This is a genomic window from Fundicoccus sp. Sow4_D5 (assembly GCF_052116365.1).
Lineage (GTDB): Bacteria > Bacillota > Bacilli > Lactobacillales > Aerococcaceae > Fundicoccus.
On sequence record NZ_JBQKLF010000005.1, the window covers coordinates 128,311 to 151,104 of the forward strand.

The window sequence follows — 22,794 nt, forward strand, 5'->3', positions numbered from 1 at the left end:
GGGATTATGATGAATTTTGAAAGAAGAAGTCATTACAGTGGGGCGTTAGGACGCGAAATGTATTTTAATAAGTATGGTCATGCTGGCCGACCAGTAGTTGTTTTTCCTTCGTCTGGTGGCAGCCAACACGAGTTTGGAGATTTTGGCATGATTGAAGCAGCGGCTGATTTTATTAATCGTGGTAAGATCACGGTTTACACGGTGTCGAGCTTTGATGGGGAGTCTTGGCTGGCCGATTGGAAGAATGCCCATGATAAGGCAGAAGCGCATAATGCTTATGATGCGTATATTGTGCAGGAAATGGTGCCTTTGATTCGTCATGAATCTCAATGGGGCGGCTCCTTAATGTCGATGGGTGCTTCAATGGGCGCTTTTCATGCGGTCAATTTTGCCTTACGTCATCCGGATGTCTTTGGTGCCTGTATTGCCCTGAGTGGGGTGTATGATACACGTTTCTTTACCGGCGACTTTGGCGATGACCTGGCTGTCTATCAAAATTCACCGATTGATTACTTATGGAATATGTCAGATCCTTGGTTTTTGGATCAGTACCGTCAAAATGATTTTATTGTCTGTGTAGGTCAGGGGGCTTGGGAAAGTCCACATATTTATGATACGAGTCGTCTACAAGAAGTCTTTGTCGCAAAAAACATTCCAGGTTGGTTTGATTTTTGGGGGTCTGATGTGGCTCATGATTGGCCTTGGTGGCGTAAGCAATGGCCGTATTTCTTGTCTGTTCTCGAACAGCAAGGCAAATTAGCTTAGGTTTGTAATAGAGCGACTAAGTGGCTTTTCACTTGTCACTTTATTAGAGTGTCAACCAAGCATCGATAAGATAGTCAGCTAGTCTCGTGTAAAGCTAGATGGCTGTCTATCTTATTCTTATAAAAAGTAAGCGTTTTTTAATTACTCGTGGTGAAGGAGGAAGTTGATGGAAAGGGCACTGAATTTTGTCGTTGTTTCGCCGCATCATCCGGAGAATTTTCAGTTGTTTGCGTCGGCGTTGCGTGCCAATGGGGCGACTGTTCTAGGAATCGCGGATGAGCCTTATGAGAATTTGTCGCTGAGAACGCGTGAAGCCTTGACTGAGTATTATCGAGTCGATAATATGGAGGATTATCAGCAGATGTATCAGGCGGTTGCTTATTTTGCACATCGTTATGGGAAGATTGATCGGATTGAGTCTCATAATGAGTATTGGATGGAGACGGATGCGAGTTTGCGGACTGATTTTAATGTTGCGGGTCTTAAGGCAAAGGATATGGATCGGATTAAGCAGAAGAGTAAGATGAAGGAGATTTTCCGTTCGATTGGTGTTCCGGTGGCTGAGGGGCGTGTCTTTGATGATTGGGATGATGCGAAACAGATTGTCGATGAGCTTGGTTATCCGGTCATTGTGAAGCCGAATATTGGTGTAGGTGCGAGCGATACTTGGCGGATTACGAGTGATGAGGAGTTGTCGGCGTTTTTTGTTGAACGTAATACGGCGACGACTTTTATTATGGAAGAGTTTATCGATGGAGACATCGTAACCTTTGATGGTCTGACTGATCATGAAGGGCGCATCGTATTTTATCAACAGATGTTGTATGACAAGCCGGCTTTAGATATTATTTCTCAAAACATCGATAGTTTTGTGCATTATCCCAGTGAGATTCCTGAGGATATTATTGAATTAGGGCGTCAGTGTGTGGCGGCTTTCGACGTAAAGGAGCGCTTTTTCCATTTTGAATTTTTCCGTTTGAAGACTGATAAATCCTTAGTGGCTTTGGAGATTAATTGTCGCCCACCGGGTGGTCCGATGGTGGAGATGTTTAATTTCGGCAATAGTATTGATATTTATGATCAATATGCGCAAGTCATTCTGCATCAGAAATTTACGGCTGATTTGAGTCAACGTAAAAATTGTGGGTATGTTTCGCGTAAACGTTACAATAATTATCTGTATACGCAGGATGATATTTATGCTTGGTACGGGGAGTTTATTGTTAGTTCTGTTATAACAGAAGGTGTTTTCGGTGACGTGGGCTACTTTATTGTGACGGATAAAGTGGAAGATATGACACGCGTCGTGCGGTTTATTCAAGAGCTTGCTTAAATTTAACACTAACCTCTGTGAGAACATTACAGAGGTTAGTGTTTTTGTGTGGAGTGTGTGGAAAGCGCCAATCGCCTCAAAAGCAACCTGAAATGAGTCAAATTAAGGTGTATTTTCATCAGAAAGCATGTAAAATTAGCTTCTCACATCATCGCTGCTCGAGCGACGGATTCAGGAGGGCTTTCCACATCGTGGGTCCCATCGCCATGATGTTTGTGCCGACCAAAGAGAGAAGTGACACCCATAGAACGGGAATCTAAGTCTAACTTTCCCCTCAAACTCAGCCCCTGCATACATCCCCATCCCCACCCCCCAATAAAAAAACCGAAAGGAGTCGTTCGTTTACAACTCACGACGATTTAAATTAAGAGACAACCTCTTTTATAGACTAATCATATAAGCGGTGGCTGATAGCTTATACGTTTCAGCCGGAAATTACTCAATATACCTAGAAAAATTAGCTTCTTACTCATGAGTTGCCTTCGTTCATTAGTGCCCAGAAACCTCCTGAACGTTCGTTTTAATATCTGATGAAAATAAGGTTAAAAATTGTCTGATGTATAACACCCAACTCGCTTAGGAATGGTAGTCGAATGAAAAGGCTTTATTTCTGTGTCACAAACTGTGTCATGCACAATCTGATAACTGTTATACTTAAGTTGGATAAGAATAGAATGGATGTTGACAACTATGAAATCCAATGCTATCTTTAGTAGGTAATAACTGTTATATAAAATCCGCTAGTCTGTTACTGTATTCACAAGAAGACTTCCAGGAACGCACAGCATAAGCACCATTCATATTTAACAGTTTTCAAGCAATTTAAATGGAATCAGCTGCAGTTATCATCCGGCTAACCAGCTATCATCCAGCTAACCAGCTATCCAGCTATCCAGCCAAGACTCACTAAAAAACGAACGACCAAACTTCTATTAAACATCAGGTGGTGACAATTTGATTGAACTCAAACATGTTTCAAAGAAATACGAGGGCTTTTCGGGAGCTTTTCATGCAGTCGATGATGTTAGTTTAACCATTCAGAAACAAGAAATCTTCGGAGTAATTGGAGAAAGTGGAGCGGGGAAGTCGACTTTGCTGCGCTTTATCAATGCCCTGGAAGCAGTCGATCAAGGCGAAGTTTTCGTCGATGGTCTCAACATTGCTAAACTATCCAAAAGACAATTGCGTCAACATCGCAAACATATCAGCATGGTTTTTCAACAATTTAATTTACTCAATAATAAAACGGTTCGCGAAAATGTGCTCCTACCATTAGAGTTGCACCATTACAAAGAACACCTAAACGTCAATGATGTGTTGGAATTTGTGGGGTTAGCGGATAAAGCTAATCACTATCCGAGTCAATTGTCCGGTGGACAAAAACAAAGAGTCGGGATTGCCAGAGCATTGATTACGAAACCAAGTATTCTACTTTGCGATGAGCCCACCTCTGCTTTAGATGCGACTATGACCGATGAAATTGTAGCTGTGCTAAAAAGAGCCCATCAGAAATTTGGGATGACGATTGTAATCGTGACCCATGAATTGGAAGTCATCCAAAACCTTTGCCACCGCGCAGCTATATTGGAAGCTGGTAAACTGATGGATTTACTAAACATCGAACAAACGAATCAGGTCAAAGCTCGCATAACGTATCATGAACGTGTGTTGGAGGTGCTAGCAAAAGATGCCTAATGAACCACTTACTTTAGATTTATATCTTGAAAGACTCATCGATTTCGCACCGAAAATCTGGGAATCATTACAAGAAACGAGCATAATGATGGGACTTGGCTCTGCCGCAGCGATTCTACTGGGCTTACCCCTAGGTACACTTTTATTTCTATCTGCTAAAGGTAGACCGGCCGAAAATAAAGGACTCTATACTCTCACGAATGTTTTCGTGAATATTGTCAGATCGTTTCCATTTTTGTTGTTGGTCGTCGCTATGCAACCGGCCATTAGAACTTTTTACGGACGAGCCACAGGCGATCCCATTGCAGCTTCATTCCCAATAATGTTAATAGCGATTGCGCTATATGCACGTTTTGTCGAACAATCCCTGCTTGATTTACCCAAAGGTGTGATCGAAGCAGCGGATTCCATGGGAGCCAACCTAACACAATTAATTATAAAATTTCTCTTTGTCGAAGCTAGAAGCTCATTGGTGATTGGCTTTACATCAGCATTTGTCAGCTTTTTGTCTTATTCAACCATCATGGGAGTTGTCGGTGGTGGCGGAATCGGAGATTTTGCGATTCGCTACGGCTACCAAAGATATGAAACAGATATCATGTACACAGCAATCGTGATTATCATCGTGTTTGTCCAACTCATTCAATGGCTTGGTTTCAAACTAGCCAGTAAACTCGATAAACGCTAAAAAAAGGTAACAAAAAAATAAAAAAGGGAGTTAGATAAAATGTTTAAAAAAGGATTAGTCGCAAGTATCGCAGCTTTAATGTTTGGTGCCACTCTAAGCACGACCGTTACAGCCCAAGAGGATAATGTCTTGAAAGTCGCCTCACACTTACCACCGATGACAGACATCGTTGAAATTGCAGCAGAGGTTATTGCTGAACCCTATACAATCGAATTGGTCGAAGTATCGGATAACATCCAATATAACGAAGCTTTGTTAAATGACGAAGTGTATGCTAACTTTGCACAACACGAACCCTTTGCGGAAATTTTTAACCAAGAAAGAGACGGCGACTTAGTTGCTATCCAACCAGTATACAATGCGATTCTTGGCTTTTACTCACCAGTTTATGACTCAATTGAAGAGCTAGAAGACGGTGCAGAAGTAGCAATCCCATCGGATATTACAAACGAAGCCCGTGCACTATTAATCTTAGAAAGCTACGACCTCATTGAATTAGACGAAGAAGCTGGCATGTTCCCAACAGTCGACAACATCACAGAAAACCCACACAACTTGGAGTTTCTACACATCGACTTACTGAACCTGACAGGCGCCTATGAAGACGGCGTTGAACTCGTATTCAACTACCCAACTTATATCACTAGCGTAGGCCTAACACCAGCGGACGCTGTTTTACGAGAAGATGACGAAGAATTTAAATTCGCGATCCAAGTCATTATCCGTGAAGGCAACTTAGACACAGACGCAACGAAAGCACTCCAAGCCGCCTTTGCCTCGCCAGAAGTTTATGACTTCCTAGAAGAACTAGCGGAAAACGGGCACCTTGAAGCAACCTTTGAACTAGAAGAAACAGAAGACGAAGAATAAATACCCAAAGACTCCCACATCAGGGAGTCTATTTTTTTAGGGAAAATAGGCAAACGAAAGAATCTCCCACATCACTATCTAAACTTTCCTCACGCAAGCTAGGCCTCCCATCACAAAAATAACATTAAATAGAGCATGGGCGTTGCAATTGCTCTCAATTGTATTAGAATAAGCTTAGAAGTAAAAAAATAAGGTGAAGGTTAACAAGTGAATCAGAATTGTTTGTCTAAGGGGGGAGTTAAAAAATGGCAGAATATTTACATGGTTTTATTTTGATGGGAGAGGACATCGAATTATCGATTGATCATCCAGATGCAGACCATATTTTCAGTGAAGCGGAGGCGATGATTCGTGATTATGAAATGCGCTATAGCAGCATTGACCCAGCTTCAGAAGTAGTGGCTATCAATCAATCAGCCGGTCAAAAAGCAGTTCGAGTTTCAAAAGACCTATATGATTTGATTAAAATTGGACGCGATATCGGGCTGGCGACTAATGGGATTTTCAACATTGCGATTGGACCGATTACAAACTTATGGCATGTCGGCTTTAGTGAGGCACAATTACCTGACCAACGACAAATCGAAACAAAGTTAGATTGTTTAAATCCAGCAGAGATTATTTTAGATGATTTTCAACATTCCGTTTATTTATCAAAAGTAGGTATGGCTTTGGATTTGGGAGTCATCTCAAAGGGCTATTTTGCAGATCGTTTAAAACGTTTTTTCTTTGAAAAAGGTGTCCACTCAGGCATGATTAATTTAGGCAACAACTTAATTACTCTTGGCCAAGCAAATGAGGGCATCGATGGCAACTGGTCAGTCAAAATCCCAGATCCCCTGACTTATGATGGTCAGTTTTTAGGTGAATTGAAGACGCAAAATCAAGCAGTGGTTATATCATCAATTAATGAGCAGAAATTAAAAGTCGGCGACAAATATTATCACCATTTGTTCGATGCACGAACGGGTTATCCGATTGCTAGCCAAATTGCTAGCGTGACGATTGTCAGTGATCAGGCGATAGATGGCGAGATTTGGTCGACGGTCTTGTTCAGTCAAGCGCCCCAAAAGGCTCTGCAATGGTTGAATCAAGCGCAAGGGATTGAAGGAATCCTTGTCACGAAAGAAAAACAAGTCATAGTGTCTCAAAATCTGAAAGATAAAGTCACACTGTGTCCTGATATCGAGATGCTGGGTTAATTGTAGGAATAAAAATTAGCGATAAGGAGGGTTTTTATGAAGTATGTGAAAGTCGATAGTGTCACAATTGGAGAAGGTAGACCTAAAATTATTGTCCCTCTAACCGGACGAACGCAAGAAGATGTCTTGTTGGAAGCTCATCAAGCGCGCAAATCACCGTGTGATTTAGTAGAATGGCGCATCGATTTGTTTGAAGCGCTCAAACAGGACGGGGCAGTTGCCCACTTATCGCACCAAATTCGTGACTTAATTCAAAAGCCATTATTGATTACCTTTCGTAGTGTGGCTGAAGGCGGCAATGTCGAGTTACCAGTGGAAGAGTATTATATTCTTTACCGAACGATCATGTTGAATGGTAGTGTGGATTTAATTGATCTTGAGTTAGCTATGCCAGACTATATTGTACTGGGCTTGAAAAATATTGCATATTTAAATAATGTGAAAGTCATCATGAGTTTTCATGATTTTAATGGGACGCCAACTAAAAACATTCTCTTGCAGAAGTTGAAGCAGATGCAGCAAAAAGGAGCGGACATTGCCAAACTTGCCGTCATGCCAACATCAGCTGACGATGTATTAACTGTATTGTCGACGACTTTGAGAGCGAGCAAAGAATTTGATATCCCACTGGTGACGATTGCGATGGGGGATTTAGGGAAGGTGTCTCGTTTTACAGGTGAACTTTTTGGTTCAGCAGCCACTTTCGCCTCACTAGAAGACACGTCCGCTCCTGGACAGCTACCTTTACGAACGATGCGGGACTTACAAGATTTACTGAAATTATCATAAATACCTATTACATTCCAATACACGGCTTTTTTATAAAACGGCGCAAACTCATGTCGTGATATACAAGCTGTGTTTTTTCAGCTCACTTATTTCTTGTTGCTCTAAAAGAAATAAGTGATTAGACCTTTCTCCAACTGCTTTAGCTAAGGAAGGTTTGCTTCTGGAGGGAAGCGCTCAGAATTTATAAAGAAGAAAACTCCGCTTAGCGACTGGAATCGCGAGGCGGAGTTTTTCTGTAACTGAGTGTGGGCTTATTGTTCCTTAATTGTCGGTTTGGTTGATGAAGTGGCCTTTGTCTAAAGTGAGGAGGCCGGTGCCGCCGTTTTCCAAAAGTGGCAGGGGCAAACGGATGCGCGTTCCTTGGGCCTGGTAGGTTTCACCTGTGTAGTGGTCGGTGACGAGCGCGTCAGCTTCGCTAAGTTCGAGTGTGATGTCGGTGGCTTCTTCGGCCTTACTAAAGAGCAGGTAGACCGACTCGTCTTGGTAGTTACGCGCAACTAGAATATAATTCTCGGCGTTTGATCCGGCCAGCAATTGACGGTCGCCTTTAGAAAGGCTATCAGAAAACTGGTGGCGGAAATCTAAGACTGTTTGGTAGTGAGTTAGTGTGGCGTTGTCTCCAGCTGTTGCGACTTCCCAATCCAGGTCATAGCGGTTGTCATAAATCGGCCAGTTGTTGGCGCCGGTTTGAGCGAGCTCCTCGCCGTAATAAATGACGGGTTGACCTTTGGCTGTCAACTGTAAGCTGGCGGCCAATTGGTACTTGCCAAGATGGTTGTTCAACATATACAAGAAGCCGGTCTCATCGTGGCTACTGAGAAACTGGCCGCCAGTCGCGTTGCTTGTCATGGCTTCGTTACGTTTAATTAGTTGCTCATTAGCGCCGACTAAATTGCCATTGATAAAATTACGAGCCGTTTCTTTAAACTTAAAATCGAGTACAGAGTCCATCATGCCATTAGTTAGATAGTGTTTATGGTTGATAGGGTCAGCGCCCCAAGCTTCTGCGATTAATTTAAAATCGGGATTTTTTTCTGTTAATTGATTACGAAAGTGTTTCAAAGTCACCGTATCCACATGAATCGCGGTATCGACACGGAAACTGGCGATGGAATGACCGTTTTCTGTGGTTGCCATATCTAGCCAGGCCGTTTGCCAAGCAACGATTTGCTCGCGAACGTCAGGATCTTCCGTTAGTAAATCGGGTAGGCCAGAGAGGGATTCGCTCACGGAATCATTACCAGGCGTTAGCCTAATCATGTCACTAAAGACCGCGCGATCTTCGTCAGTTGGATAGCCTTCTACTTGTGACTCGCCTTTGCCGTCATCAGGATGTAGGCCATAACCTGTATGATTTAAGACAACGTCCACCATAATCTTTATGTCTTGTTCAGCGGCCGCATCAATTAATTTATGAAAGTCCTCTAAGCTACCGAAGTGTGGATTCAACTCTTCAAAATTTTCAGCCCAGTAGCCGTGGTAGCCATAGAAGGCGCCATCCGTTGTGCCCGCAGACACATCATATTGAATATTGGCGACAATCGGTGATAGCCAAATAGTGGTCACACCGAGCTCGGCTAAGTAATCGAGTTTTTCGGTTACACCTGCAAAGTCGCCTCCTTGGTAAGTCCCGCGTGGGTTGTCAGCTTCAGCATAAGCTAGGTCGTAAGGGTTGTTGTTATCAGCTTGACCGTCATAAAACCGGTCAGTTAATAGGAAGTAAATGACTTCTTCCTCCCAGTCGCGTCGCTCGTGGTCTGGCAGTTCATTGGCTAGAATCGTGACCGGATAGTCGATTTCCTTAATGATTCCTCCGTCTTCGTCGGTGGCCACAACGGGTAGAAAGTAATCGCCAGCTTCAATTGCTTGATTGGCTGAAATAGAAACAACCATTAATTCAAGCGGGATATCAATTTTGTTGCTCGCACCAATTTGGGAGGCGTCAAGCGTGATGCGGCTGATGGCTAGATCATCAAAACCCTTGAGTTCCACTAGAAAGTGTTGGTCGGGATATACTTGATTGAGTATTTGCTTATCGTTGGTGACTAAGACTTGGTCGTTAGCATAGAGTGTCTGATTGGGAAGACCTGTCGACAAGGGGGCAGCGATACTTAAAGCCAAAGCCGAGGTAGTCAATCGGATTAAATTTTTAGAGAAAAATGGTTTTATACGCATGGTAAGCTCCTTTTGGAAGTGTTTACAGTTATTATAACTTTTGTGCTGAATAATGGCAATGAATGTCTAGTCACGCATACACTAGCATAAAGGAGGCGAGTGTCTTACCGGTTGTCAAGCAAATTGAGTTGCATCCTTATTTCCAACAAGTCGATAGCCGAGCCTTCCATCAATCGAAAAAGATTATCACGCAAGCATGGAGTCCTTTAGGTGCTGGGCAAGGCATTATGGACGATCCATTGCTTAGCGAACTTGCTCACACGCATCAACGCTCAACTGGACAGATAGTCTTACGTTATTTAGTCCAACTCGGTGCCTTACCGCTACCTAAATCACGTCACGCTGGTCGCCAACAAGACAACTTAACTATCTTTGACTTCGAACTATCTAACGAAGAGATGGAAAGAGTTAGCAACTTATCTAAAGAAGACGGACGACTATTTGATCAACATCCAGAAAGCTTCAGTGACCTCTAAACTAATAAATGCCATCATGACATATAAAAAGAGCAGCCTTGTGTAGTGTCCCTTAAATCCGAACACAGATTTAGGGGATCACTACAGCCTTGGGCTGCTCTTTTTTTACCGCTTGATTAGCGAATGGATTTATTTGTTTAAGTGGTTCTCGCGAACATCTTTCATACCCCAGCCCCAAGCAACGACTTCGTCGATGACTGCGTGAACAGTTGGTGTGTGAACTTCTGAGGGTTGGAATTCTTTCATATCCACGAAATCAGTGAAGTAGTTGAATGCACCATGTGGTGTAACTGTTGCTAAACGGAAGTTTGCTAAGATACCACGTAATGACATAACGGCTGCGATTCCTAAAGTAGAACCGTAAGCAACAATACCGGCTGATTTATGTGCAAATTCTGGTCCGATATGATCGATATTATTTTTTAATGCTGAAGTGATTGTTTTATTGTATTCTGGCGTTACGAAAATGTAGCCATCCAATTCATCAATCTTAGCTGACCATTTTTGAACGTCAGGATTGTTATATTGCTTATTAGCCATTGCAGGTGGTAGTGCGTCGTCGAAGATAGGTAATTGATAATCTTTGATGTCGACAATTTCAAAAGATACGTTCTCTAAGTTCTTGCTGTCAGCAACTTCTTTGAAGTATTGTGCCACTTGGTCATTGACACGAACGTCACGAATACTACCAGTAATAATACCGATTTTTAACATAAATAAAATCCTCCTGTGATATAAAAAAATAAAATTATCTGAGCACTTAAAGACTCAGCACATTCAAGTATAGCTTATACCGTAATAAAAGTGAAGTGGAAATATCTTAAATCGAGAGATGTTGAACCGCCTTTTTAAAAAAATAGGACGTTAATTCTTACGGTCAAAAATGTTCTGAAAAAGAAAGAGTTTACTGCTAGTGTTTGAAGGCAATGCAATCGAATGAAGTGCTTTTATTCGCATGTGAAAATTGAATGTGCTAGGATAAATTTAAGAATTTTATAAAGGTTTAGTAAATAGGAGAGAGGAGTTTTGAGATGAAAAAGTCTCGTAAATATTTAGTATTAGGAGAGGGGTATTAAAATGATGACTACTTTCAAACAACGTTTGATTAATGTTGGTTTAGCTTTAAGTTTAGTTGTCCCGCTTCATTTAGCGACAGCTCAAACGATTTTTGCTCAGGAAATTCCAGCTACTAATGAAGTTGCAGAGTTTTTAGTTCATGGAGAAGCCATTGACACCGAAAGTACAATGTACCCAACAGTTTCGTTTGATATTGTAGAAGCAGAATTACCAGCGGATCGTATTGTGGTGGACGAGTCCACTTTATACAGTGACACATTGTTATTTATTGAATCACCGGGGCGTGAAGAAGTTTATTATCATAACTTTACGAACCCTACGACTTATCGTGATTATTCAGCTTGGCCAATGCATTATATCATTTATGATAATGGCGATTTGGAAATGTTGCATTCAATTAACTTTACAGAAAAGATTTATGATTATTACGATGTCTTAGCTTTCTTGAATGCTCACAAAGTAGAATTGTTGCATAAAGTCAGCAATGATTTCGTTTGGCCATTTGCGGATGACATTGATCATCTCTATGAATTGCAAGGACAGTTTGCGCCACAGATGATTGCAGATGCAAAGGCAGCAATGATACGTGCCGAAGCTGTGTATGAAACTATAGGTGAAGAAGATCCTTACCATTATTCAGCAACTGAAATTATTGAAGAAATGCGAGTGGGACATGACGCTTTAATGCAACGTTATAATAACATGTATTCAGAAACGCCGGCGTTTAACTATTATAAATCAGAAGATCTGTATGATGAGACAACGGCAGATGAATTGATTGTATCGGTAGAAGAAGTGATCGCAACATTGCCAGAAGCTATTCAAAGACGTCTATCTAACTTTTACTTTGTACCCAAATACGAAGTAACTTATGTCATGGAAGATTCTTTCATTGATGCTTACGCCATGCCAACCGGTGTTATTTATTTCGGTGATGATATTGAACCGGATCTAAAAGGTTTAATTTATCATGAGATTGCACATATTATTGATTTTAACTCATATTCACCAACTTCTTTAGAATATGAAGAGTTTACGCGCTACTCAACGAATCCAGACTGGCAAGAGATTCATGATGCAGAGTGGTATAATGGTGATGATTCGGAATATTACTATAATGATCCAATTGAATCTTTTGCGCAAGCTTTTGCAGGCTATACGTTAGAGAAATATATGGGTATGCAAATGAGTGATCTAGGATATGTGGACGAAGATATTTCAAATCGTCCTTTATCGATAGCGTATTTTGATGATTTCTTTGAACGTCATGGTTTTAATGATTAATTAATGAGGAAATTTAGTTAGATTTATCAAATAAATAGAAGTTATGAAGTTTTATATTTTGGAAATATTCAATAACTTTTAAAGAACTAGGCAGAAAAAAACTGAATTGCAGGAAATAAATGAGTAGAATGCCAACATTTAAGTTATATACAATTAATATTATATGTAACTTAATAAAAGCAATAGAATCGGTTATAATGAAATTATAATTAGTGAAAGATATTTATTGAGTTACTCAATCTTTAAGATATTTTTAATTAGTGGGTAACTAGATTAATATATTTTAAACTAAAAACTAGCCTAGTGAGGAGAATTGAAAATGGAGTGGAATATTAGACGTTGTTTTTTTAAAATGAGCATAGGTTTAAGCTTAGTTTTTTTAGTTAATTTATTGACTGGTCAAACGTTGTTAGCTAAGGAGCTTCTAGGTAAAAATGAAGTTGCAGAATTTTTGGTTCATGGAGAAGTTATAGACACTGAAAGTACGATGTACTCCACTATTTTTTATGATATTGTAGAAGCTGATTTGCCCTCAGATCGAATATTAATTGATGAGTCGACACTATATAATAATATAATCTTGTATATTGAATCTCCAGAGCGTGAGGAAGTTTATTACCATAATTATACTAACCCTACGACTTATCGCGATTACTCATCATGGCCAATGTATTATCTTGTTTATGATAATGGCGATATGGAAATGCTGCATTCAATTAACTTTACAGAAAAGATTTCTGATTATTACGATGTCTTAGCTTTCTTGAATGCTCACAAAGAAGAATTGTTGCATAAAGTCAGCAATGATTTTGTTTGGCCATTTGCAGATGACATTGATCATCTATATGAACTACAAGGGCAGTTTGCACCCCAGATGATTGCGGATGCTAAGGCAGCTATGATGCGTGCGGAGGAGAGTTATGCACAAGTTGAGGAGAAAGATACAAATTTTGAAGCAGCAACAGAAATTATTGAGGAAATGCGCATCTCTTACGAAGCATTAATCCAACGTTATAACAATGCTTATTCAGAAAGTCCAACATTTAACTTTTATAAATCAGATGATTTAATAGAACTGGGAACTACTGATGCATTGATTGAGATGGTAAAAGAAGTAATTGACACACTCCCTATAGTGGTTCAGAGACGTCTGTCTAATTTCTACTTCGTACCAAAAGATGAAGTGACTAATGTCATGGAAAATTCTTCTATTGATGCTTATGTGAGGCCGACTGGTGTTATCTATTTTGATGGGGAACTAGGATTAGGTAATGAGGCATTAGTTTATGCTATGATAGCTCATATTATTGATTTTAATTCATACTCACCCACTTCCCTTGAGTATACTGAATTTACTAGTTTTTCCACAAGTCCGGAATGGTTAAAAGTACATAATAGTGAGTGGTATAAATCTAAAGATTCAAGTTATTTTTATAATGATTCAGTAGCATCTTTTGCGCAAGCTTTTGCAGGCTATACGTTAGAGAAATATATGGGAATGCAAATGAGTGATCAAGGTTATGTGGACGAAGATATTGCAAATCGTCCATTATCAAAAGCGTATTTTGATGATTTCTTTGAACGTCATGGTTTTAATGAATAATAGACAGTATGTATATGAGGATAGCAACTGCCCAATGGTTGCTATCTTTTCTTATGGTATGAGGGGTTAAAGTTTGATGTTGATTCTATAGCTTTGAGCTTCACTCAGCTTATTATTTTCGAAGGCGGTGGTCGCTTTCGAAGCCTCACGGTTGTGAGGGCTTTTCCAGCTCAACCGGCTAGGGTGTGACTAATTCGCTACGCTCAAAGTCATACCAAGCTACGCCGATTACCCTTATACCGCTTTGCAAAACAAGTCGCTGAGTATTTCAACAAAAGCATCTCTATAGTATAGAGTTAAAACGGTTAAGCGAAATTTAAGGGCCTCGAAATCGTCCGAAGTACTTGCGCGTAATTATCAGATAATATAACTATTGATGAGTGTTTATATGCACGCATTTTCAGATGACTTAGATGAAATTTATCATCTGTCTAAAGGTTTCCCGACGTCAATCTTTGCTGATGGGAAAGCTAAATTGCAACGTGCCGAAGCGATTTTCGCGAATATTCCGGAAGATGATGAAAATTATGATGAAGCTTTGGCTCTAATGGACCAAATTAGCTTTAAGTATTTTGTCCTAGAAGGTCGTTATAACAACGCTTGTGGCGCTGACTTATACTATGATTACTTTGTTTATGACAATGTGGAAGATCAAGAGCGCGCATCAGAGTTGGTTGATTTTATCGATGCTAGCTTACAGAAAATGCCGCTTGACTTACAACAACGTCTATTCGATATTCGTGTCATCCGTCATGATGAACTTACTGATAGAACTGAAGACGAAAATCTGATGGCAAAAGCTTATTCTGAACGTATTCTTTACTTCAGTGACCAAATTGAAGATGATCCAACGTGGGTATACTTCATGGTTGGTCAAATTCTAGATTTAAGTACTTATATTCCGAAAGACACATTATATGAAGAATATACAAGTTACTCGCTCGCTGACGAATGGCAAGCAATTCATAACAATGAGTGGCTTGATGAAGCCAATGAGGATGCTTGGACAAATGATTCGTTTAACTCATTTAGTTTTGCTTACGCAGCTTATGCATTGCAAAAGTATGATGACGCACAGCCTAGCGATTTCGGACACGAAAACATGGACCTGACAGAACGACCAGAAACACAAGCTTACTTCGATGACCTATTTAATCGCCTAAGCTTCAATTAAACGAATAAAATTAAGACTGCCTTTCAGTGCGAAAAGCAGTCTTTTCTTAATTTACCAGTATAATTAGTGACAAAAAATGGAACATACGTTTTAAAAAGTGATATAATTATTATAAAATGAAATTCATATATAAGGGGGACCGAAAACTAATTAAGGATAACTGACACCATGGACAATAAACGAAAGGACAAATAATATGAAAAATAAGATAATAAAAACTATTTTAGCAATATGTTTAGTATTACTTTGGTTACCCACTTTAAATGTATCTTCTCAAACAGAGTCTGAGCAAAAATATGGTGAAGTTGTTGCGTTGCTAACCGAATTGACCGAAGATAAGCTTAATAATCTATCAGAGTATGAATTAATCTCTATGATCGTATACTCCATTAATGAAGGAATTGAGGAAATTCAAACTTTAGAAGATGATGAAAGTGTAAAAGTAGAATGGATTAATGAACTGGAAAAAGAAGGGCTTTTAAGAATCAAAAATATACTATTGGAAATAGATGGTGAAGAGATTATAAAAACGTCGAATAATGCTGATGGTAGTTTAAAAGAGGACATACCTAGAGAATTTAAAAATGCATTAGGTACAGCAGAAAGTTATCTTAAATTTATGAGTTTTTCAAAAGAAGGCTTGTATGATCAGTTGATATTTGGAAAATATCCAGAAGATGCTGCAGAATATGCAGTTGAAAACATCAATGTCGATTGGAATGAGAACGCATTAAAGAGCGCACTCAATTATTTAGATTTTATGTCAATTTCAAACGAAGCTCTATATGACCAATTAATATTTGCAGGTTATACGCCTGAACAAGCTCAATATGCTATTGATAATTTGGATTAAATTTTTTTTATGGCGATTCAATTGTTTATATTTTTAATTATAATTAGGGGGAACTTTATGAAAAAAATATTAATTATCTTTATTGTTTTTCTGTTTATTCCTATTTCGATTCGTGCAAATGCTAATGAAATAAATCCTAATCTAGAAATTAGAGAATTTCTTCAAGACAAAAAGTGGATAGCTTATGGAAGCGTAGAAGTTAAGGATGAAAACATTGACTATGTTGTAAACTTCGATCAAATAGATTTAGAGTCTAATTTTCCCAAGTATATAGATATGCTTGTAAAAAAAAATAAGGACAGTATTGAAGAAAATCAACAATTAATAGTTGATAATAATGAGATGTACATGATTCAAGCAAGCACTGAAAATAGCGATGAATATTTAGAGTCGTTTCAAATAGGTACTTTTGATACTTCTGTTGCAGAGGGAGATGTTTATATAGTTAAAGAGTATTTACCAAAAATCAAGTTGATAGACTCTGAACAAATAGATGAAGATGGTTCAAAAAAAAGAGTTGTTTTGTATTATTTAGATCAAGTTTTGTATAAAATAACAAAAAACGATGAAGAAAAAAATAATTTGAATATAAAAATTTATGTCCCAAGTGACGATTCGAAGTTAGATGATTTGAAATTAGCAATTGAATTTTCATCAACGAATGAAGTGACGCAGGAAATTAAAGAGTCGTTTAATTTTGAAGAATACAAATCAATCGATTATGTAAATATAATGAGAGACAGGTCTGGAAAACCAGGATATAAAGATACATTTTATGCTGAAGTATTACAATACGAGGAAGGATTACACACTGCAGTAGCTATTTTTAAAAAGGATGGAGACCACAACCAATTATATTATGCAGTATTTAACTCTCTTCCTAAATATAGATTGGTAGAAGGTGATAACGTAGATGTCTATGGTACGCTTGATGGCTTATACACTTATGAGACGGTGATTGGTGGATCAAATACTGTTCCTAAAATTACAATTGATAGAGTTCTTATTGAAGGAATTGATTATTAAAACGATATAGATAGAATAAGAAGTCGAGGTGTTAATCACTCCGACTTCTTTTATTTTTAAACGATGAAAAAGTCTATCAAGCAACAACTCATAAAGTGGAGTTTAGTCACTGGTCTACTTGGGATGAGTCTGCCGTTTACTCCGTCATTTGCGATGAATACAGTAGTCGCTGAAGAGGCGCTTTCTACAAATGAAGTAGCAGAATTTTTAGTCAATGGGGAGGCCATCGATACAGAAGCTACGATGTATCCAAGCGTCAGCTTTGACATTGTGGACGCAGAGTTACCAGCGGATCGAATTGTAGTGGATGAAGCGAGTTTATATAGTGATGAGCGACTGTTTATTGAAGCGCCAGGCCGTGAAGAAACTTATTACCATAATTTTACAGAGCCGACGACCTACCGAGATTATTCAACTTGGCTAATGTATTACATTGTCTATACTAATGGTGACATGGAAATGTTGCATTCGATTAACTTCACCGAAGAAATTTATGAGTTTTATGATGAGCTTGCTTTCATGAATGCCCATAAAGAAGAACTACTCCATAAGGTAACTAACGACTTTGTATGGCCATTTGCAGATGACATTGATCATTTGTATGAATTACAGGGACAGTTTGCACCGCAGCTGATTGCAGATGCAAAGGCAGCAATGATGCGTGCGGAAGAAGTGTATGCGACGATTGGCGAAGAAGATGTGAATTATAATGGCGCAACGGAAATTATCGAACAGATGCGCATTGGTTATAGTGCCTTGATGCAACGCTATAATAACCGTTACAGTCAGACGCCGGCTTTTAATTTCTATAAATCAGAAGAGTTAATGGATGAAGCGCTAGCGGACGATTTAATTGTTATGGTCGAGGACGTGATTAGGACATTACCAGACGATATCCAAAGACGTTTGTCCGATTTTTATTTCGTGCCTAAGGGAGAAATAACGGCTGTTATGGAAGATTCCTTTATCGATGCTTACGCTCAACCAACGGGAGTCATCTATTTTGGAGATGATATCACGACCAATGATATTGGCTTGGTCTATCATGAAATCGCCCATATTGTCGACTTTGATGCTTATGCGCCAACGTCTCTAGAATATGAAGCCTTTACTCGTTTCTCTACGAATCCAGAGTGGCTAGAAATTCATGAAGCAGAATGGGGCAAACCAGATCAAGCAGACTATTACTACAATGACCCAATTGAATCTTTTGCCCAAGCTTTCGCTGGTTATACATTGGAGAAATACCAAGATAAGCAGATGAGCGAACTGGGTTATCAAGATGATGACATTGCCGATCGTCCTTTATCAAAAGCTTACTTCGACGCTTTTTTTGAACGACATAACTATAATGAGTAAATTTTAAAGTACGCATTAAATTCTAAAAACTAGACAAGTGATAGACGCATTTTGTGTCTATCACTTTTGTTTGTTCCGAAGGTTTCAAACAAGTTTGATACAAATAACCTTCTAGAGGGCTTAATAGTCGCAAATTATAATAAAGATATGATAGGATAAAAATGAATAGACGACTTTATGTTGGGATGGCTTAAGTTTAGATACTTTAAAATATGGGAGGAGATTATGATGAAAAAATTGATAGCTAGTAAGAAGTTGACGTTAACTTTAGCGATGAGCTTATTAGGCGCTAATTTAGCCTTACCTTCAGCTATGACCTATGCCCAAACAGATGAGGCAGCGATGGAAGCCTGTCCATTGCTTGTGGATGGTGAAGAAATTGATACAGAAGCGACGATGTTTCCGACAAGTTCTTATGAATTACTTGATGCAAATTTGCCGGCAGACCGTGTCAGTATTGACGAGTCGACCTTATTCTCTCAGGAGTGGGTCATTGTAGAAGACGGATCACAAGAAGAAACTTACTATCAGAACTTTACAGACTTAGAAACTTATCGTGACTATTCTGTATGGCCGATGTATATTCTGACTTATGACAGTGGCGAGTTGGCCTTATTAGCACCGATGAATATGTCAAACGCTTTATCCGAGTTTTACACAATTGTTGATTTTTTAACGGCTCAAAACGAAGACTTATATCATAAGTTAATCAGTGATTACATGCATGCTTTTTCTGATGACTTAGATGAAATTTACCGCCTGTCTAAAGGATTTCCTACAGCTGTTTTTGCTGATGGAAAGGCGAACCTCTTGCGAGCAGAGTCTTTATACGCTGACTTATCGGAAGATGATCCTGATTATGAAGAAGCGACAAAATTGCTAGAACAAATTCGATTCAAATACTTTATTCTGGAAGGACGCTACAATAACGCTTGTGGGGCTGATTTATACTATGACTACTTCATTTATGACGATGTCGAGGATTCAGAAAGAGCCAGTGAATTAGTTGACTTTATCGATGCTAGTTTGAAAAAAGTGCCACTTGATTTACAAGAACGCTTATTTGATATTCGAATCATCCGTCAAGATCAATTGAATGAGCGAACTCAAAGAGATGATTTGTTAATGAAAGCTTACTCAGAACGTATATTATATTTCAGTGAAGAAATGGAAGACGATCCAAGTATTGTCTACTATCTAATTGGACATATCCTAGACTTAAGTACTTACATGCCCGAAGATACGAATTATGAAAATTATACAAGTTACTCACTGGCTGACGATTGGATGGCTATCCATGACACAGAATGGCTCAATGAAGAAGATGAGGATGCGATTCTCAATAATCCTTTCCACTCATTCGGACAAGCCTTTGCCGCTTACGCGCTCCAAAAGTATGACAGCGAACAAATGAGTGATTACGGATATGAAGGTTTAGACATTACGGATCATCCAGAGTCAGAAGCTTATTTTGATGATTTATTCACACGTTTAGAATTCAATTAATCGGAAAACAGGCTGCACTCTTTAAAAAGGGGTGCAGTTTTTTTGTGCTATCAGGACATAGAAGCCTAAGTTTGAGTGACCACCCGTTTGAAAACACATGATTTACGCCCACAAAAGTATAAAGACAAGCTGCTGTTACTCACAGCCCTTCGAGACGAATTGCCAAATGTTTAACTCTTTCTAAATCGTGAGGAACGTCAGTGAGAGTTATAGCGCGTGAATGACAATTTCTGGCAGAATGGCTGCTTCTTTCTGGTCGGGCCACTACACTAATACTAAAAAGCACGTCACCTGTCTACTAGCACTGCGTTAAGTATGTCTGATACTGGTCCTATTTTGTTAAAAGAAAGCGCTTAAAAATCCCTTAAGTTTTACAAAGTAGAGTCGTAACTTTTGTATCACTTCTTGATTTCTTATAGGATTAAAATAAGAAAGACAGACACAATATTCGATTAGAAAAGGAGTGGAGTAAAATGGTTCAAGAATTTGTTTATGGCGTTTATCGTTCGTTGAATGAAGCGGAGGCGGTAGTGGATGAATTGACTGGCAAAGGGGTCAGTCGTAGCGGAATTAAATTATTGGCGAGCGAAGATGTGGTTAATCATGCACAGACGATGACACATATTGAGTCGATTGATAATTTGGTGGAAAAAACAAGTCATTGGTGGGAAGGCTTATTGGATTTCTTTAGCTTTGATTCACAAGATGTCAACAGAGGTGAAGCAGAGCGCAAGATTGATTTTTCAGGTTACAAAGACAACATTGAGGCAGGCGAAGTGCTAGTGGTTGTTGATGGTACGTTCGAAGATGCGGCTTATCATGTCAACTTAGGGGCAACACCTACAAAGACAGATACCACAGTCACAAGCGATACCGTGGACCATCAGCCGCGCGATTTTTCTGAAGAATCTGTCGAAACTACGATTGAGGAGGACTCAACCGATGATGTGCTTATCGTGACATCAGATGAACCTTTAACGGACTCGCCAGAGGCTTGGGTCACACAACCACCAGAAACACCATTGCCAGATTCTCCAGCGGATGTGACGTCTGATGAAACACAAACAACTGGTGAAGTCGACACAGATTTACCAAACAATCTTTATAATCCATTATCAGGAGCGAGTATGGCAGATGAGCCTGGTGTTAATATTGAAGAGTTCGAAAACTTAACGGAAGCAGAAGTCGATCAACTGGATAGAATGCCAGAAAATTCAATTGAAACAGAGGCTGAAGAGCTTGGTCTGAGTGAAGCCGGTAATGAAACATTCACCGAAACACGTGTCGAACGTGAGGCGTTAGAAGCTGAAGCAATCGATACAGATAGGGTGGTAGATGAACCAACAGACCATTATGGCGATCCGACGATTCATCAGGAAGAAGTGGAGCGTAATACGCGAGATTTTAATAATTTACGTCATCCGCGTGAGAATATCACTCCAACTGATGTTCAACAAACCTTAGATGAGATTCGTGATCCTAAATAATTAACTAAAAAATAACCGTTTCGAAAACATCATGTTTTCGAAACGGTTATTTATATGGCTGTAATTAAAAGCCGTGAATAATTGTTTCTCTCACACTGTGAGCACAAGCACTGATGGCACCGTTAATTTGCTTGTAGGGAACGAGTGTATAATTCAAACGGTGAAGCTTGCGATAAGGTGAAGAATTTTCTGCAAGACTATTATTCAGAATATCAGTAAATTCTGGTGTGTTAAAGAGTGTGCCATGAACATAAATATGATTAATATCAATCATCATGGTCAAATTTTCCAAGGTGATCGCCAGATATTTCATCGCATTCTTGATAATCGTCATGGTCGCATCATCACCTAAACGGTAAGCTTTAATGAAGGCATTCATATCAATTTGCGATTGATCTTTTACAATGTTATGAAAGAAAGAATTGGCGGACACTTCATAAATCATTTTTGATTTGCGAAGAATTGCTTCCTCGCTCGAATAAGTATGCAAGCACCCCCTCTTGCCGCACGAACAGACCTCACCTTGTGGATTGGACGTCGTATGGCCTAATTCAGCGACGTAAGGTGTTTGGTTTTCAACTAACTGGCCATCTTTCATATAAGCCGTCACAATTTTATTGCGGATATGTAAGAAAATAAAATCATCTAAAGCAGTCTCAGTTGAAAAAATGCGCTGTGCAATCGCCAGTGAATTCGTTAAGGGTGCGAAGTAGACTGGCAAATCAACCGCATTTTCAAAGTCAGTCAGATTAAGTGAATTCCAGAAAGGGTGGTCTGTAACAAGCACTTTATTTTCACTGTCCAGAAAACCCGGTAATGAAAAGCCAATAGAGGTGAGTGTAAATTGAGCGTGTTGTTCACGGAAGCTTGCTAAGGTATTTAAAATCCTCGTCCAAGTGAAATTCACGTTCAGTTCCTCTGGTGAAAATTCAACCACCTGCTGTGCAAAGACAGTTCCTTTATTATCAGTAATACACATGCTGAAAAAATTATGATAAAATTCGATACCTAAAAAATAGGCGTATTGAGGTGTGATATCCAAAAGAATTTTCTTTCGTCCAACATGATAGTCATCTGTATCTTCGCCAATTTCATAAATAACTTTACGATCAAGCAGATAATGAGTGATTTCTGTCATGGTAGCGGGAGTGATGCCAAGCTTGCGTGATAACTCAACCCTAGCAATCGGGCCATTCGCATAGATCTGATCAAGAATCATAGCGCTTTGTTGTTTCTGTTTCTTAGTAAGCATTGTAATGTCCCCCTCGTGCCATTAGTGAATGATTTAATATTTATATTACATCTATTAAACAATAAGACGCGAGATGGTTGCAAGTTCTGATTGCTAGTGATTTCTTTAGCTAGCTATAAGAATTTATAATACGTCTCATCTTAAGGTTTACTTAAATATTGTAACTATCCTATTATTATA

The 22,794-nt window shown here is 39.2% G+C and carries 19 protein-coding genes; 16 read left to right on the top strand and 3 right to left on the bottom strand.

The window, feature by feature from the left end:
- The first annotated feature begins 9 nt into the window (after nucleotides 1-9).
- From ACTQ45_RS07785 to aroD, 7 genes are all read left to right on the top strand, one after another.
- Entirely contained in the window at nucleotides 10-765 is a 756-nt protein-coding gene (locus tag ACTQ45_RS07785) for an esterase family protein (RefSeq protein WP_441763411.1), read from the top strand.
- A gap of 166 nt (nucleotides 766-931) precedes the next feature.
- Entirely contained in the window at nucleotides 932-2,098 is a 1,167-nt protein-coding gene (locus ACTQ45_RS07790) for an ATP-grasp domain-containing protein (RefSeq protein ID WP_441763412.1), read from the top strand.
- A 954-nt stretch (nucleotides 2,099-3,052) separates the two neighbouring features.
- Nucleotides 3,053-3,793, top strand: coding sequence for a methionine ABC transporter ATP-binding protein (locus ACTQ45_RS07795; protein WP_441752214.1), 741 nt, complete (start codon nucleotides 3,053-3,055; stop codon nucleotides 3,791-3,793).
- Nucleotides 3,786-4,481 carry a methionine ABC transporter permease gene (locus ACTQ45_RS07800; protein WP_441752216.1) on the top strand — a complete coding sequence of 232 codons (696 nt, stop codon included), beginning with the start codon at nucleotides 3,786-3,788 and terminating at the stop codon, nucleotides 4,479-4,481. Before ACTQ45_RS07795 ends, ACTQ45_RS07800 begins: the two co-directional genes overlap by 8 nt.
- A gap of 39 nt (nucleotides 4,482-4,520) precedes the next feature.
- Complete coding sequence (locus ACTQ45_RS07805) at nucleotides 4,521-5,351, top strand: MetQ/NlpA family ABC transporter substrate-binding protein (protein WP_441763413.1); 831 nt, start codon at nucleotides 4,521-4,523, stop codon at nucleotides 5,349-5,351.
- A gap of 245 nt (nucleotides 5,352-5,596) precedes the next feature.
- Nucleotides 5,597-6,553 carry an FAD:protein FMN transferase gene (locus ACTQ45_RS07810; RefSeq protein WP_441763414.1) on the top strand — a complete coding sequence of 319 codons (957 nt, stop codon included), beginning with the start codon at nucleotides 5,597-5,599 and terminating at the stop codon, nucleotides 6,551-6,553.
- A gap of 36 nt (nucleotides 6,554-6,589) precedes the next feature.
- Nucleotides 6,590-7,342, top strand: a complete 753-nt coding sequence (aroD, locus tag ACTQ45_RS07815) for a type I 3-dehydroquinate dehydratase (protein ID WP_441752222.1) — start codon at nucleotides 6,590-6,592, stop codon at nucleotides 7,340-7,342.
- A 261-nt stretch (nucleotides 7,343-7,603) separates the two neighbouring features.
- On the opposite strand, the gene ACTQ45_RS07820 is transcribed toward aroD, so the two are convergent.
- Complete coding sequence (locus ACTQ45_RS07820; protein ID WP_441763415.1) at nucleotides 7,604-9,517, bottom strand: alpha-amylase family glycosyl hydrolase; 1,914 nt, start codon at nucleotides 9,515-9,517, stop codon at nucleotides 7,604-7,606.
- Between the two features lie 62 nt (nucleotides 9,518-9,579).
- On the opposite strand from ACTQ45_RS07820, the gene ACTQ45_RS07825 reads away from it, so the two are divergent.
- Complete coding sequence (locus tag ACTQ45_RS07825; protein ID WP_441763416.1) at nucleotides 9,580-9,993, top strand: aldo/keto reductase; 414 nt, start codon at nucleotides 9,580-9,582, stop codon at nucleotides 9,991-9,993.
- Nucleotides 9,994-10,122: 129 nt separating this feature from the next.
- On the opposite strand, the gene ACTQ45_RS07830 is transcribed toward ACTQ45_RS07825, so the two are convergent.
- On the bottom strand, nucleotides 10,123-10,707 hold the full coding sequence (locus ACTQ45_RS07830; RefSeq protein ID WP_441763417.1) for an NADPH-dependent FMN reductase: 585 nt from the start codon (nucleotides 10,705-10,707) through the stop codon (nucleotides 10,123-10,125).
- 366 nt (nucleotides 10,708-11,073) lie between these two features.
- On the opposite strand from ACTQ45_RS07830, the gene ACTQ45_RS07835 reads away from it, so the two are divergent.
- From ACTQ45_RS07835 to ACTQ45_RS07870, 8 genes are all read left to right on the top strand, one after another.
- Complete coding sequence (locus ACTQ45_RS07835; RefSeq protein WP_441763418.1) at nucleotides 11,074-12,354, top strand: hypothetical protein; 1,281 nt, start codon at nucleotides 11,074-11,076, stop codon at nucleotides 12,352-12,354.
- A 319-nt stretch (nucleotides 12,355-12,673) separates the two neighbouring features.
- On the top strand, nucleotides 12,674-13,957 hold the full coding sequence (locus tag ACTQ45_RS07840) for a hypothetical protein (RefSeq protein WP_441763419.1): 1,284 nt from the start codon (nucleotides 12,674-12,676) through the stop codon (nucleotides 13,955-13,957).
- Nucleotides 13,958-14,345: 388 nt separating this feature from the next.
- Complete coding sequence (locus ACTQ45_RS07845) at nucleotides 14,346-15,131, top strand: hypothetical protein (RefSeq protein WP_441763420.1); 786 nt, start codon at nucleotides 14,346-14,348, stop codon at nucleotides 15,129-15,131.
- Nucleotides 15,132-15,327: 196 nt separating this feature from the next.
- Nucleotides 15,328-15,984 (top strand): Ltp family lipoprotein, encoded by a 657-nt coding sequence (locus tag ACTQ45_RS07850; protein ID WP_441763421.1) that lies wholly within the window; start codon nucleotides 15,328-15,330, stop codon nucleotides 15,982-15,984.
- A 57-nt stretch (nucleotides 15,985-16,041) separates the two neighbouring features.
- Complete coding sequence (locus ACTQ45_RS07855) at nucleotides 16,042-17,010, top strand: hypothetical protein (protein ID WP_441763422.1); 969 nt, start codon at nucleotides 16,042-16,044, stop codon at nucleotides 17,008-17,010.
- Nucleotides 17,011-17,073: 63 nt separating this feature from the next.
- Nucleotides 17,074-18,369 (top strand): hypothetical protein, encoded by a 1,296-nt coding sequence (locus tag ACTQ45_RS07860; RefSeq protein ID WP_441763423.1) that lies wholly within the window; start codon nucleotides 17,074-17,076, stop codon nucleotides 18,367-18,369.
- Between the two features lie 228 nt (nucleotides 18,370-18,597).
- A complete protein-coding gene (locus ACTQ45_RS07865) occupies nucleotides 18,598-19,875 on the top strand; it encodes a hypothetical protein (protein WP_441752232.1) in 1,278 nt (425 codons plus the stop codon).
- Nucleotides 19,876-20,348: 473 nt separating this feature from the next.
- Complete coding sequence (locus ACTQ45_RS07870; RefSeq protein WP_441763424.1) at nucleotides 20,349-21,362, top strand: hypothetical protein; 1,014 nt, start codon at nucleotides 20,349-20,351, stop codon at nucleotides 21,360-21,362.
- 64 nt (nucleotides 21,363-21,426) lie between these two features.
- Here ACTQ45_RS07870 and ACTQ45_RS07875 read toward each other — a convergent pair whose 3' ends face one another.
- Nucleotides 21,427-22,614, bottom strand: a complete 1,188-nt coding sequence (locus ACTQ45_RS07875; protein WP_441763425.1) for an ROK family transcriptional regulator — start codon at nucleotides 22,612-22,614, stop codon at nucleotides 21,427-21,429.
- Nucleotides 22,615-22,794 lie beyond the last annotated feature (180 nt).